12 protein-coding genes and 2 pseudogenes are annotated in these 12,110 nt (G+C 73.4%); 11 read left to right on the top strand and 3 right to left on the bottom strand.

The annotated features are described in order from the left end of the window. The 3 genes from CCN29_RS16925 to CCN29_RS16915 form a co-directional block, all read left to right on the top strand. A partial coding sequence (locus CCN29_RS16925; protein WP_107481709.1) for a response regulator transcription factor occupies window positions 1-227 on the top strand: 227 nt, incomplete at its 5' end. Window positions 228-514: 287 nt separating this feature from the next. Continuing rightward, the gene (locus CCN29_RS16920) at window positions 515-1,009 is read left to right on the top strand and encodes a hypothetical protein (RefSeq protein ID WP_006136560.1); all 495 of its coding nucleotides are present in this window, start codon (window positions 515-517) and stop codon (window positions 1,007-1,009) included. Window positions 1,010-1,137: 128 nt separating this feature from the next. Then, window positions 1,138-1,335, top strand: coding sequence for a DUF8691 family protein (locus CCN29_RS16915; protein ID WP_006136561.1), 198 nt, complete (start codon window positions 1,138-1,140; stop codon window positions 1,333-1,335). Window positions 1,336-1,357: 22 nt separating this feature from the next. Here CCN29_RS16915 and CCN29_RS16910 read toward each other — a convergent pair whose 3' ends face one another. Further along, a complete protein-coding gene (locus CCN29_RS16910; RefSeq protein WP_006136562.1) occupies window positions 1,358-2,764 on the bottom strand; it encodes a DUF2252 domain-containing protein in 1,407 nt (468 codons plus the stop codon). A gap of 194 nt (window positions 2,765-2,958) precedes the next feature. On the opposite strand from CCN29_RS16910, the gene CCN29_RS16905 reads away from it, so the two are divergent. From CCN29_RS16905 to CCN29_RS16890, 4 genes are all read left to right on the top strand, one after another. Then, the gene (locus CCN29_RS16905) at window positions 2,959-3,396 is read left to right on the top strand and encodes an SHOCT domain-containing protein (RefSeq protein WP_006136563.1); all 438 of its coding nucleotides are present in this window, start codon (window positions 2,959-2,961) and stop codon (window positions 3,394-3,396) included. A 73-nt stretch (window positions 3,397-3,469) separates the two neighbouring features. Continuing rightward, entirely contained in the window at window positions 3,470-3,892 is a 423-nt protein-coding gene (locus CCN29_RS16900) for a DUF7144 family membrane protein (RefSeq protein ID WP_086682857.1), read from the top strand. A 101-nt stretch (window positions 3,893-3,993) separates the two neighbouring features. After that, window positions 3,994-4,824 (top strand): class II glutamine amidotransferase, encoded by an 831-nt coding sequence (locus tag CCN29_RS16895; protein ID WP_031020443.1) that lies wholly within the window; start codon window positions 3,994-3,996, stop codon window positions 4,822-4,824. A gap of 59 nt (window positions 4,825-4,883) precedes the next feature. Further along, window positions 4,884-5,663, top strand: coding sequence for an isocitrate lyase/PEP mutase family protein (locus CCN29_RS16890; protein ID WP_006136566.1), 780 nt, complete (start codon window positions 4,884-4,886; stop codon window positions 5,661-5,663). A 28-nt stretch (window positions 5,664-5,691) separates the two neighbouring features. On the opposite strand, the pseudogene CCN29_RS16885 reads toward CCN29_RS16890, so the two are convergent. Further along, window positions 5,692-6,255, bottom strand: a pseudogene (locus CCN29_RS16885) (TetR/AcrR family transcriptional regulator); the annotation flags it as partial. Window positions 6,256-6,452: 197 nt separating this feature from the next. Here CCN29_RS16885 and CCN29_RS16880 point away from each other — a divergent pair. Next, window positions 6,453-8,192 (top strand): PHP domain-containing protein, encoded by a 1,740-nt coding sequence (locus tag CCN29_RS16880; RefSeq protein WP_086682854.1) that lies wholly within the window; start codon window positions 6,453-6,455, stop codon window positions 8,190-8,192. Further along, window positions 8,189-8,704, top strand: coding sequence for a hypothetical protein (locus tag CCN29_RS16875; RefSeq protein ID WP_031020451.1), 516 nt, complete (start codon window positions 8,189-8,191; stop codon window positions 8,702-8,704). The genes CCN29_RS16880 and CCN29_RS16875 overlap by 4 nt, the downstream gene beginning before the upstream one ends. A 40-nt stretch (window positions 8,705-8,744) precedes the next feature. On the opposite strand, the gene CCN29_RS16870 is transcribed toward CCN29_RS16875, so the two are convergent. Further along, the gene (locus tag CCN29_RS16870) at window positions 8,745-9,998 is read right to left on the bottom strand and encodes an FAD-binding protein (RefSeq protein ID WP_086682851.1); all 1,254 of its coding nucleotides are present in this window, start codon (window positions 9,996-9,998) and stop codon (window positions 8,745-8,747) included. 175 nt (window positions 9,999-10,173) lie between these two features. Between CCN29_RS16870 and CCN29_RS16865 the strand changes: the two genes are divergently transcribed. Both CCN29_RS16865 and CCN29_RS16860 read left to right on the top strand, forming a co-directional pair. Beyond that, window positions 10,174-11,505: a radical SAM protein gene (locus CCN29_RS16865; RefSeq protein ID WP_006136571.1), complete on the top strand. Its 1,332-nt coding sequence runs from the start codon at window positions 10,174-10,176 to the stop codon at window positions 11,503-11,505. 225 nt (window positions 11,506-11,730) lie between these two features. Then, window positions 11,731-12,110, top strand: a pseudogene (locus CCN29_RS16860) (cellulose-binding protein); the annotation flags it as partial.

Here is a 12,110-nt window from a genome sequence, read left to right as displayed (position 1 = left end):
CGCCCCGGGCGACCACGAGCCCGCCCCCGCCCGTCGAGGAGCTGAGCGGACGCGAGCGGGACGTACTGCGGCGGCTGGCCCAGGCGATGTCCACGGAGGAGATCGCCGCCGACCTGTACGTCTCGGTGAACACGGTCAAGACCCACCTCAAGAACGCCTACCGCAAACTGTCGGTCGGCCGCCGCAACGAGGCGGTACGCCGCGCCCGCGAACTGGACCTGCTGTGAGCAGGCGCGACTCCATGACGCCCCGACGGACCCCGTGGTCACGGGGCCGCCCCCGGCGGAGCCCGACGAGGTCGGCGAGCGGCANNNCGGGTCACCCGGGAGCGCCGGACGAGGCCCCCACTCGGGACCTGGCGAGGCCGGCGGACGAGACACGCTCGCCCCGTTCCGCCGGAACCCCGGCACCGTGGGCGCCCGCTGGCGCCTCCGCGTCGCCCAGGGCGCGCACCCCCGCCGGAACGGCGGACGAGACGCACGCGCCGCGTCCCCCGCGACGCCCCGAGGCGGGGGTGGACGGCGCGTCCGCTCCCCGCCATCCGCACGCCGACTACACCGGCGGTGTCTACGGATCCATGCTCGCCGCCTCCGTCATCGTCGGCGCCGGCACGCTCGGGTCCTTCCCCCGGCTGGAGCTCATGCTCCTTCTCCTGCTCACCGGCGTGGTGTTCTGGATCGCCCATGTGCACGCCCACCTGTTCGGGGCGCGGCTGGCGCAGCGACCGCCGGACCGTGCCGTCGTCCTGCGGGTGTGCCGGGAGGAGTGGACGATCGTCAAGGCCGCGGTGCCGCCGGCGCTGGCCGTGGCCGTCGGGCCCGTGCTGGGGCTCGACGTGCAGGGCGGCCAGTGGTTCGCGCTGTCCGTCGCCGTGACGGGACAGGTGGGCTGGTCCGTGGCCGCGGCGCGGCAGGCGGGCGCGCCCGTGCGGCTGCTGGTGCTGTCGGCGCTGGTCAATCTCGTCCTGGGGCTGGTGATCCTGGCGAGCAAGCTGTGGCTGAAGCACTGAGCGCGCCCCGCGCCGCCGCCCCTCCCACCTCACCTCCCCGGGGTGAGCCGCGCCGCCGCCCGGAGCCCGACCATCGGAAGGGCGCGGGCGCGGTCCGCGCGGTTCAGGTGCCACCCGGGGAGCGGCTCATGCGCTACGAGATCCGCGTCGAGGGGCAGCTGTCGGAACCGCTCATCCGGATGTTCCCGGAGCTCGACCACGTCACGATGTCCGGGCAGACCCTGCTGTTCGGGCAGGTCGTCGACGAGGCGCACCTCTACGGGCTGCTGGCCCGCTGCCAGTCCCTCGGCCTGCGGATCCTGGAGCTGCGCCAGGTGCCGCTGTGAGCCCGTGGCCGGGACGCGCGGGTCAGGGATTCCCTTCCGCCCGCACCCGGCCGGATTGCACCGCCTCGCCCAGCGCAGTGAAGTCTCGTTCGTTGCGGTCGGCGTAGTCCTGCGCGAACGCGACGAGCGCCCGGTCGAAGCGGTCGCCGCGCCCCAGGTAGGCGGCGATCGCGACGGGGTCGCCGGACCGCGCGTGGGCCCGCGCCAGGCTCGCCCCGCACAGCCGGGCGAACTGGAGCAGCAGACCGGGGTCCATGGTGTCGGGCCGGGCGATGCCCTTCCAGTCGCGCAGCTGCCGTACGTAGAAGTCGCGGGGCCTGCCGTCGAGACCGGTGGCGTGGGTCCAGCCGAGCAGGATGTCGCTGGTCGTCTGGATGAGCCGCTGGCCCTCCACGACCCGCCGGCCCTGGTTGTCCGGCTCCGCGCCGTCCGTGTACGGGGCGAGCACCGACTCCTGCGCCTCCTTGGCCTGGAGCAGCAGCGGATCGTCGTCGTCCCGGCCGAGCAGCAGCACGATCCAGCAGCGGGTGCCGACACTGCCCACGCCGACCACCTTGCGGGCCACGTCGACCAGGCGGTACCGGCTCAGCAGGTGGCGGCGGTCCGACTCCAGCGACCGGGTGTACCCGTCCAGCACCGCGCGCAGCCCCTTCTCCTCGGCCGAGGCGCCGTCCAGCAGGTCCCGCAGCGGGGTGATCAGCGGCGGGTCCGCGGCGATGCGCCGGCCCTGCGGCGTGGCACGGGTGAGCTTCGCGTACGCCTGGAGGTGGGTGCGGGTACGCGCCTTCCGCGTCGCCTCGGCGGTGCGCCGGCGGGCCTCGGCGGTCAGGGAGGACGCCGCCAGCTCGCGCAGCCGGTCGGCGTCGTCCTGCGCGTACCAGACGTCCAGCGCGCGCATCCCGGCGAACTCCCGCATCCGCAGCCGGTACGCGGCGACGCAGGCGCGCACCGCGTCGCTCTGCTCCGCCACGGAGAAGCCGTTCTCCCGCCCGGCGACGGCGAAGCTGGCCGCCAGCCGCTTGACGTCCCATTCGAAGGGGCCGGTGTGGGTCTCGTCGAAGTCGTTGATGTCGAAGACGAGATGCCGTTCCGGGGAGGCCAGCAGCCGGAAGTTCAGTAGGTGCGCGTCGCCGCACAGCTGCACGGTCAGGCCGGTGTCCGGCAGCGGGGCGAGATCCGCCGCCATGATCGCGGCGGCGCCCCGGTAGAAGCGGAACGGTGACTCCAGCATCCGGCCGTAGCGGACCGGTATCAGTTCCGGCAGCCGGGTCGCCGACTGCCGTTCCAGCACGCCCACCGGGTCCGGCCGGCCGGGCGCCGACGAGAACCCGGCGTGCGCCGAGCGGGGCGCACGCCCGCGCGCCCGCCTGCCGTACGACGCCCGCTCGGCCGGGGAGCGGAAGGCGTCGAACGTGTCCGGTACCGCCATCGCCGTCCTCCCGCCTCACTCACGGATCTCCTTCACGGACCCTCACTCCACGCCGTCCATCCCACCCGGCGCGCCCGCCCGGCGGATCACCCGCGCCGGGTGAGGCGACCGGGACGCCGACGGAACACGCTGGGACGGGCACGGCGCGACGGCCGGCCGCGGGCGGGCACGGAAGGCCCGCGAGCGAAAAGGAGATGACCGGCATGACGTATCTCGCGTACGACTACCCGCTGCTCAGCGCGCTGCTGACGATGCTGGTGTTCTTCCTGTGGATCATGTGGTTCATCCTGCTCTTCCGGGTGGTCGTCGACATCGTCCGCGACGACTCCCTCGGCGGCTGGGGGAAGACCGGCTGGCTGGTCTTCACGATCGTCCTGCCCTTCCTGGGCGTCTTCGTCTACGTGATCGCCCGCGGCAGGAACATGGGCAGCCGGGAGCTGGCCCAGGCACGCGCCCAGCAGGAAGCACTCGACAGCTACATCCGTCAGACGGCGAAGGGGACCGGGGAGGGAACCAGCAGCGTGGACGAACTGGCCCGGCTCTCCGAGATCAAGGCACGCGGGGACATCTCGGACGACGAGTTCCGCAGGGCCAAGGAGCTGGTCCTGAGCGGCCACGGACCCCGCGAGTGACCGGGCACCCTGCGCCGGCGCGGGGAACTCCGTCCGCCACGGCGCGGACACGACACGGAACAGAGGCACAGCGATGACAGCCACACATCCGACACACGGCGCGCACGCGCCGTCGGCGAAGCGCGAGTGGGCGGGCGGCCTGACCGTCTTCGCCGCCGTCACCCTGATGCTCGTGGGGGTGCTGGACATCTTCCGCGGGATCATGGGCATCGCCGAGGACGACGTCTTCGTCACGACGCAGAACTACGTCTTCAAGTTCGACCTGACGGCCTGGGGCTGGACCCACCTCGTGCTCGGCGCGATCGCGGTGCTCGTCGGCCTCGGTCTCGGCCGGGGCGCCCTGTGGGCCCGCGTCTCCGGCGTGGTGATCGCCGGGCTCGTCGTCATCGCGAACTTCCTGTCCCTGCCGTACTACCCCGTCTGGTCCGTCGTGATGATCGCCTTCTCCGGGTTCGTCATCTGGGCGCTGTGCGTGGCCGGCCGCTCCCGCGCCTGACGCGCGACGGCCTCCGTGCGTGACGCGGGACGAGTCCCCTCCGGCGCGCTGGGTACCCGGAGGCGGACGCGGCGCCCGTTCCGAACGGGAAGGCGGTGGACATGTGCCGTTGGCTCGCCTATTCGGGCACGCCGATCCTGCTCGAGAACCTCCTCTACCGGCCCGTCCACTCCCTGATCGACCAGAGTCTCCACGCCCGGATGGGCGTGGAGACCACCAACGGCGACGGCTTCGGGATCGGCTGGTACATGCCCGACAAGGACAGCCCCGCCGTGGTCAGGGACATCGGCCCGGCCTGGAGCGACCGCAATCTGCGGGAGATCGCCGGGCATGTCGTCTCCCCGCTGTTCTTCGCCCACATACGCGCCTCGACCGGCACGGCGGTGCAGCAGACCAACTGCCACCCGTTCCGGTACGGGCGCTGGATGTGGATGCACAACGGGGCGATCGAGGGCTTCCCGCTGCTGCGGCGCGACCTCGCCCTGGCCGTCCGCCCGGACCTCTTCCCGCACATCGAGGGGTCCACGGACTCCGAGATGATGTTCTACCTGGCGCTCACCTTCGGCCTGGAGGACGACCCGCGCGGCGCCGTCGCCCGCATGGCCGGCCTGGTCGAGCGCACTGGCCGGCAGCACGGGGTCGCGCACGCCCTCCAGATGACGGTCGCCGTGACCGACGGCGTGCGGCTGTGGGCGTTCCGCTACTCCACCCAGCGGCAGTCGCGGTCCCTCTTCTACAGCTCCCGCGTCGAGACGCTGAAATCCCTCCACCCGGACGTGGCGTTCCTGCGTGACATCGCGGACGACGCCCGCCTGATCGTCTCCGAGCCTCTCGGTGACCTGCCCGGCGCCTGGAACGAGGTCCCGGAGAGCTCGTACGGGGTGGTGCGGCCGGAGGGGGAGGACGAGATGCACGCGTTCGCACCCGAGTGAGCGGCGCGCACCCCACGGTTCGGCGAGCGCCGAAGCGTCCCGGGCCTAGCGTGGCCCCCATGACCGACGCCTCCGCCGCCCGCCCCGCGGACACCTTCGCCGCCCTCCACCGCCAGGACCGCCCGCTGCTGCTCCCCAACGCCTGGGACCACGCCTCCGCGGCCCTCCTCCACGCCCACGGCTTCCCCGCCGTCGGCACCACCAGCCTGGGCGTCGCCGCGGCGGCGGGGCTGCCCGACGGTGCCCGGGCCACCCGTGAGGAGACCCTGCGTCTCGCCGGCGCCCTCGGGACGCTGCCGTGTCTGCTCTCCGTCGACGCGGAGGACGGCTTCAGCGACGACCCCGGCGACGTGGCCGCCTTCGCGGCGGACTTGCGGGCGCGCGGCGCGGTCGGCGTCAACCTCGAGGACGGTCTGGGCCCGGCCGACCTGCACGCGGCGAAGATCCGCGCCGTACGCGCCGCTGTGCCCGGCCTCTTCGTCAACGCCCGGACGGACACGTACTGGCTCGGGGACGGTGAGGGGACGAGGGAGCGCGTGCTGGCCTACCGGGACGCGGGCGCGGACGGTGTGTTCGTGCCCGGTCTCGCCGACCCCGACGCGATCGCCGGCCTGGTACGCGCCCTGGACGGCTGTCCCCTCAACGTCCTGTACACACCGGACGGTCCGTCCCTCGCCCACCTTGCCCGCCTCGGCGTGCGGCGCGTCAGTCTCGGTTCGCTGCCGTACCGGCGGGCCCTCGGCGCGGCGCTGGACGCGGTGCTCGCGGTGCGGGAGGGGCGGCCGGCGGGGGAGGGGACGGTGCCGTCGTACCGGGAGGTGCAGGATCTCGTCCGCTGACACCCTCGGTGGGCCGGTCCGCCGCTCTGCGCGGCCAGTTCTCCAAGGTCAGGTGCAGCGCGTCGATCATCCGGTCCCACGACGCCCCGAGGTCGCGCGGGGCGCCGAACGCGCCGGCGGACTCCAGGGCGCAGTAGCCGTGGAAGGAGCTGCGCAGCAGGCGTACCGCGTCCGTCAGATCGGGCTCCTCCAGGCCGTACGCGCGGAGCAGGCCGTTGATCACCTCGGTGGTGCGGCGCAGCGCCGGGGCGTCCGTCACCGTGGCCTCGTCCAGGCGGATCTGCGTGGCGGCGTACCGCCCCGGGTGGCCGAGGGCGTAGCCCCGGTACGCGCCGGCGAACGCGGCCAGCGCGTCCTTCCCCGTGCGCCCCTCGACCGCCGCCGCGATCCGGTCGATCATCTCGCCGCCCGCCAGCAGCGCCATCCGGGTACGCAGGTCCCGCAGCCCGCGCACATGCGCGTACAGACTCGCGTCCTTGACGTGGAAACGCCGGGCCAGCGCGGACAGGGTGACGTTCTCGTAGCCGGCCTCGTCGGCGAGGTCGGCGGCGGCCGCGACGAGGCGGTCGGCGGTGAGTCCGGCGCGGGGTATGCGGGCCTCCGGCGGTCGGGCGGACGGGGTTCGGGACACGTGAATGTAGCCGACGCCGGCAGGAGGCCGCTCGCCTGCTGCTGATCCGTGGCCGCTCGCGTCCCGGGGCCCCGGCGCCCCGCAGCCGTCGAACCGGTGGCATGCACCGGTCACCCTGAGGACGCCCCCGGTTCACGCGCCCCCCTGATCCTCCACCCATGGGCCACGGACACGCACACGGACCGCATCACCACCACGGTCACGACCACGACCACGGGCACGGCTCGACCGCCCCTCTGCCCGCCGCCTTCGACACCTCCGTGCCCGACGAGGCACTGAACCCCGAACAGGCGTCCCGCCGCGCGCTGCTGCGCCGCACCGGACTCCTCGGCGCGGGCCTCGCCGCCGGCACCGTCCTGTCCGGCAGCGCGGCCACGGCGGCGCCCACCGCGCCCACCGCGCCCGCCGCGGGCGACCGCGGAACCGGCGGCAGAGGCCCCGCCAAGGGCTTCCTGTGGCTCGCGGGCGACCACCACATCCACACGCAGTACAGCAGCGACGGCAAGTACCGCGTCATCGACCAGGTGCGCCAGGGCGCCAGGAACGGCATGGACTGGCTGGTCATCACCGACCACGGCAGCACCACGCACGCCAGGATCGGCGTCGAGAAGGTCAACCCGGACATCAAGCAGGCGCGCGCCGCGCACAAGGACACCCTCGTCTTCCAGGGCCTGGAGTGGAACATCCCGGCCGCCGAGCACGGCACCGTGTTCGTCCACCCCGGGCGCAACGAGGTGGCCGTCCTCAAGCAGTTCGAGAACGACTACGACGGCAGCGTGAAGGGCGCGGGCGACTCCACCCCCGCCAACGAGGCCCTCGCCGTGGCCGGTCTGCAGTTCCTCGCCGAGCAGGTCAGGCGCCGCAAGGTCGAGGACGCGCTGATGCTCGCCAACCACCCGTCCCGCAAGGGCATCGACTCCCCGCACGAGATCCGCGCCTGGCGCGACGCCACCGGCACCGGCCGGCAGATCGCCGTCGGCTTCGAGGGCGCCCCCGGCCACCAGGCCGCCGGACTGCCCGCCCCGCTCGGCCCGGGCGGCGCCCGCGGCATCTACGACGGCAGCCCCGGCGCGAACTCCTTCCCCGGCTACCCGCTGGAGAGCTACCGCACCTGGGGCGGCTTCGACTGGATGACCGCCACCGTCGGCGGCCTGTGGGACAGCCTCCTCGCCGAGGGCCGCCCCTGGTGGATCACCGCCAACTCCGACTCCCACCAGGTGTACGCCGACACCGCGGCCCGGGGCGCCGGCGACTTCGCCGCCGACGGCCGCTACGGCGACCCCGTCTACGCGGGGAAGATCGACACCAAGCAGGGCGACTTCTGGCCCGGCCAGTACAGCCGCACCCATGTCGGCGCCGACGGCTTCTCCTACGCCGCCGTCATGGACGGCATCCGCGCCGGCCGCATCTGGGTCGACCACGGGCAGCTTCTGTCCGGTCTCGACGTCCGCGTCTCCGGCGGCGGCCGCTGGGCCACCCTCGGCGGCGCCCTGCACGTCCGCAAGGGCGCCAAGGTCACGCTGACCGCCGACGTGGCGCTCGCCGGCGGCCCCAACTGGGCCGGGTTCACGCCCGAACTGGCCCGCGTCGACGTCATCCAGGGCGATGTCACCGGCCCGGTCCCCGACCGGGACACGTTCACCGCGCCCACGGCGGCCGTCGTACGGTCGTACGAGATCAAGAGGTCCACGGGCAGCGTGCGGCTCACGTTCGACCTGGGGCGGGTCGACCGTCCGGTGTACCTGCGGCTGCGCGGCACCGACGGCAACCGGTCCGCCGTCGGCGTCATGGGCGCCAAGGTCGACCCGGCCGGTCCCGCGCTGGACGTCGTGGGCGACGCCGACCCGTGGCGCGACCTGTGGTTCTACTCCAACCCCGTGTGGGTGCTCCCGTCATGACGGTGCACGCCCTCACCGTGGACGCGGGCGCGCGGGACCTGCGGGCGGCGGACCATCTGCTGCACGCGCTGGCCGGCCGGCTGGCCCTGCCCGGCAACACCGTCGGCTGCACCCACCTGGTGCGGGACGCCCGCCCGAGGGTCGTGGTGTCGCTGTCCCTGCCCTCCGCGCCGCTCCTGGACACCGTGCGGGAGCGGCTCGCGGCGGGGGAGTACGGCACCGTGTCGGAGGGACTGCCGGACCCGTCGGGGCGCGCCGTGCTCTACCCGGGCGCGTCCCGGCTCACGGGCACCCTGACGGTCGGGGAGCTGCTGGAGCGCTCCGCGATCGACCGGGTGACGGTGCTGGGATCGCCGCTGCCGCCGGAGCCGGACACCCGCATGGTGACGCGGGACCATGTACGGCCGCAGTGGGAGGGCGGGGCGCTGGTCCTCGCCGCCACGCCGGCCCTGGGGGACACGCTGGTGCCGTTCGAGGCGCCGAACCCGACGCCGTGCTGCGCGGACCACTGAGCCGGACCGAGGCGTGCGGGGCCCGACAGGCCCCGCGCCCTCAGCCGACCAGCACCCCCCGCACGAACGCGTTGCCGAACACGCCCTCCGGGTCCAGCTCGCGGACCAGGGCGCGGAAGTCGTGCAGGCGCGGGTAGCGGCCGTGCAGCTCGGCCGGCGGGGTGGTGAAGACCTTGCCCCAGTGCGGGCGCGGCGCGAACGGCGCGAGCGCCTCCTCCACGCGCCCCACCACCGGCAGCACGGTCCCCGTGTCCTCGACCCAGGTGAAGTGCAGGGCCACCGTGTCACGGCCGTACGCGGGGCCGAGCCACTGCTCCTCGGCGGCCACCGTACGCACCTCGCAGGTCTGGAGCACCGGCGCGACCGTCCCGCGGATGCCGTCCAGGGCATGCAGCGCGTCCACGGCCGTCTCCCGGGGCAGCAGGTACTCCGACTGGAGCTCCGCTCCGCTGCTCGGCGTGAAGTCGGCCCGGAAGTGCGGCAGCCGCTCGTGCCACGGGCCCGGCACGCCGAACTGCTCGGTGCAGTTCACCCCGGGCATCCCCGGCACCGGGTGCATCTTCTCCGTCGCGGGCGCCGCCCACGGGAAGTCCGTGCGCGGCCGGTCGGTGCGGTGCTTCACCCACACCTGCCGGAAGCCGGGCTCCCGCCAGTCGGTGAACAGGCTCACGCTGTACGCCGCCGACATCACCGCGTCGAACGTGCCCGCGTCCAGCACGTCGAGCGGCAGCTCGGTGAACACCCGCTGCTCCACCTCGTACGCCGGCTCCAGGTCCAGGGTGAGCGCCGTGACCACGCCGAGCGCGCCCAGCGCGGTGACCGCGCCCCCGAACCGCTCGTCGCCGCGCCCGAGGGTGACCGCCGAGCCGTCCGCCGTGACCAGCTCCACCGCGCGCACCGAGGACGACAGCGGGCCGTTGCCGACGCCCGAGCCGTGCGTGCCGGTGGCGACCGACCCGGCGACCGAGATGTGCGGGAGGGACGCCATGTTCGCCAGCGCCAGCCCGTGCCGGTGCACCTCGCGGGCCAGCTCCGCGTACCGCACCCCGCCGCCGACCCGCACCGTGCGCGCCTCGGCGTCCACCTCGATCACCGGGGGCAGCGCGGCCAGGGACAGCAGGACACCGTCCGCGCCGGCGTCGGCGATGTCGTTGAAGGAGTGGCCGCTGCCCAGCACCCGCACCCGGGAGGAGTCGGCGACCAGTGCGCGCAGCGCCTCCACGCTGCGCGGCCGGTGCAGCTCCTCGGCCGCGTAGGTGATGTTGCCCGCCCAGTTGGTCACGCTCTCGGTCATTCCTCGTCCTTCCCGCACGCGGACCCGTGACAGGGCCCCGAGGACCCGTGGCAGGGCCCCGACGGAACCTACCCCGGGAGTGATCCGCGCCCGGTGGGGGGACCCGGCGCTCCGGATGTCCGGCCGGAGGCATACCGTGAGGAGTCGTACGTCGGCACCGGGAGGAGAACACGCGATGGGCAGCCGTACCGCGCTGGTCGAGGATCTGATGGAGCGGTTCCCGCACGTTCCACGCGAGGCCGTCTTCAAGGAGGACCTGCTGCGCGGCGGCGTGGCCTTCGACCCCTCCGCGCTCAGCGACAACGAGGGCGGCGAGGTCAAACCGAAGTCGTACTTCATCTTCTCCTTCGACCACGGCACCCTGCCGGAGCTGGGCGAGGCCGCGCTGCGCCGCCCGCCGGAGGAGATCATCCTCACCGGGGGACCGTACGACCTGCGCCGCACGGTCGTGTCCGTCCGGGTGAACCCGGCGTCCCCGTACCGGGTCGCCGCCGACGAGCACGGCATGCTCGGCCTCTACCTGGACGGCAGGCGGATCTCCGACGTCGGCGTGCCGCCGATGCCGGAGTACTACCGCCACAAGCTGTCCAACGGGAAGTCGGTGATGGAGGTCGCCCCCACCATCCAGTGGGGCTACCTGATCTATCTGACGGTGTTCCGCGTCTGCCAGTACTTCGGCGCCAAGGAGGAGTGCCAGTACTGCGACATCAATCACAACTGGCGCCAGCACAAGGCGGCCGGCCGGCCCTACACCGGCGTGAAGGACGTCGAGGAGGTCCTCGAGGCCCTCGAGATCATCGACAAGTACGACACGGCGAAGGCGTCCACCGCCTACACCCTCACCGGCGGAGCCATCACCAAGACCGTCTCCGGCCGTGACGAGGCCGACTTCTACGGCCACTACGCCAAGGCCATCGAGGAGCGCTTCCCCGGCCGCTGGATCGGCAAGGTCGTCGCCCAGGCGCTGCCCAAGGACGACGTGCAGCGCTTCAAGGACTACGGCGTGCAGATCTACCATCCCAACTACGAGGTGTGGGACGAGTACCTGTTCAAGATGTACTGCCCCGGCAAGGAGCGCTACGTCGGCCGCGACGAGTGGCACCGCCGCATCCTCGACTCCGCCGAGATCTTCGGCGCGCGCAACGTGATCCCCAACTTCGTGGCGGGCGTGGAGATGGCCGAGCCGTTCGGCTTCAAGACCGTCGACGAGGCGATCGCGTCCACCACGGAGGGCCTGCGCTTCTTCATGTCGAAGGGCATCACGCCCCGCTTCACCACCTGGTGCCCGGAGCCCACCACCCCGCTCGGCAAGACCAACCCCGACGGCGCCCCGCTGGAGTACCACATCCGCCTGCTCCAGGCGTACCGCCAGACGATGGAGGACTTCGGCCTCTCCTCACCCCCCGGCTACGGCCCGCCCGGCCCGGGCCGCGCGGTGTTCTCGGTGAGCTCGTTCATGGACAGCTTGCCCGCCACCGAGCCGGCGGAGGCCGCGGAGACGGTCTGAGCGCGGGCGCCTCCGGGGTCGCCGACAGCTCCCCCGGAGGCGCCACTTCCACGGCAACGGCCCAGGTGACCCCTGCGGGGGGTCGCCGGGCCGCCACGTGAAGTGAAGACGGCGCTTGTCAGTCCCGTCGCAGACGTGCGAAGCTCTCGTCCACTGCCGCGAGGTTCCCTGCAACTTGGCCCGCCGGTATGACGAGTTGACCTCGCTCGTGGACGCAGGAGTCTCATGCCCGACCTGCCGAGCCCCCAGGACGCCTCCGAGGCCGCCCTGTTCTCCGAATGCTGGGACGCGGTCCTCTCCTACGCCGATCTGTGCACGGCCGGATCGAGCGCCGCCGCGGAGCTGGCCCGTGAGGCCTTCGCCGAGGGCATACGGGAACTGCGCGCGGCCGAGTCGGGAAGCGTGCGGGGGACCGGCCGCCGCTCCTCCCGGCTGCCCCGCATCCCCCTGCTGCTGACCGCCGTACGCGACACGGCCGCCGCGTGGGAGAAGGAGGGGAAGGGGCACAAGCTCGACCCCGAACTGCGGCTGTGGCTGCACTCCGACGAGGCCGCCCGCTACACCGGCCCGCCCCTCGAACGCCCCGTCGCCCTGCGCGGGCTGCG

Origin of the sequence: Streptomyces pseudogriseolus (assembly GCA_002154585.1) — a bacterium.
Lineage (GTDB): Bacteria > Actinomycetota > Actinomycetes > Streptomycetales > Streptomycetaceae > Streptomyces > Streptomyces pseudogriseolus.
Note: the sequence above shows the minus strand (reverse complement) of the source record. Positions and strands in the feature narration are given on the sequence as shown.

Bases quoted from the DNA above. Each gene is read 5' to 3' on its own strand.
- CCN29_RS16880 (WP_086682854.1), top strand. From the start codon at position 6,453: ATGGGCCACGGACACGCACACGGACCGCATCACCACCACGGTCACGAC.
- CCN29_RS16865 (WP_006136571.1), top strand. From the start codon at position 10,174: ATGGGCAGCCGTACCGCGCTGGTCGAGGATCTGATGGAGCGGTTCCCG.
- CCN29_RS16905 (WP_006136563.1), top strand. From the start codon at position 2,959: ATGACCGGCATGACGTATCTCGCGTACGACTACCCGCTGCTCAGCGCG.
- CCN29_RS16900 (WP_086682857.1), top strand. From the start codon at position 3,470: ATGACAGCCACACATCCGACACACGGCGCGCACGCGCCGTCGGCGAAG.
- CCN29_RS16875 (WP_031020451.1), top strand. From the start codon at position 8,189: ATGACGGTGCACGCCCTCACCGTGGACGCGGGCGCGCGGGACCTGCGG.
- CCN29_RS16895 (WP_031020443.1), top strand. From the start codon at position 3,994: ATGTGCCGTTGGCTCGCCTATTCGGGCACGCCGATCCTGCTCGAGAAC.
- CCN29_RS16870 (WP_086682851.1), bottom strand. From the start codon at position 9,998: ATGACCGAGAGCGTGACCAACTGGGCGGGCAACATCACCTACGCGGCC.
- CCN29_RS16890 (WP_006136566.1), top strand. From the start codon at position 4,884: ATGACCGACGCCTCCGCCGCCCGCCCCGCGGACACCTTCGCCGCCCTC.
- CCN29_RS16910 (WP_006136562.1), bottom strand. From the start codon at position 2,764: ATGGCGGTACCGGACACGTTCGACGCCTTCCGCTCCCCGGCCGAGCGG.
- CCN29_RS16915 (WP_006136561.1), top strand. From the start codon at position 1,138: ATGCGCTACGAGATCCGCGTCGAGGGGCAGCTGTCGGAACCGCTCATC.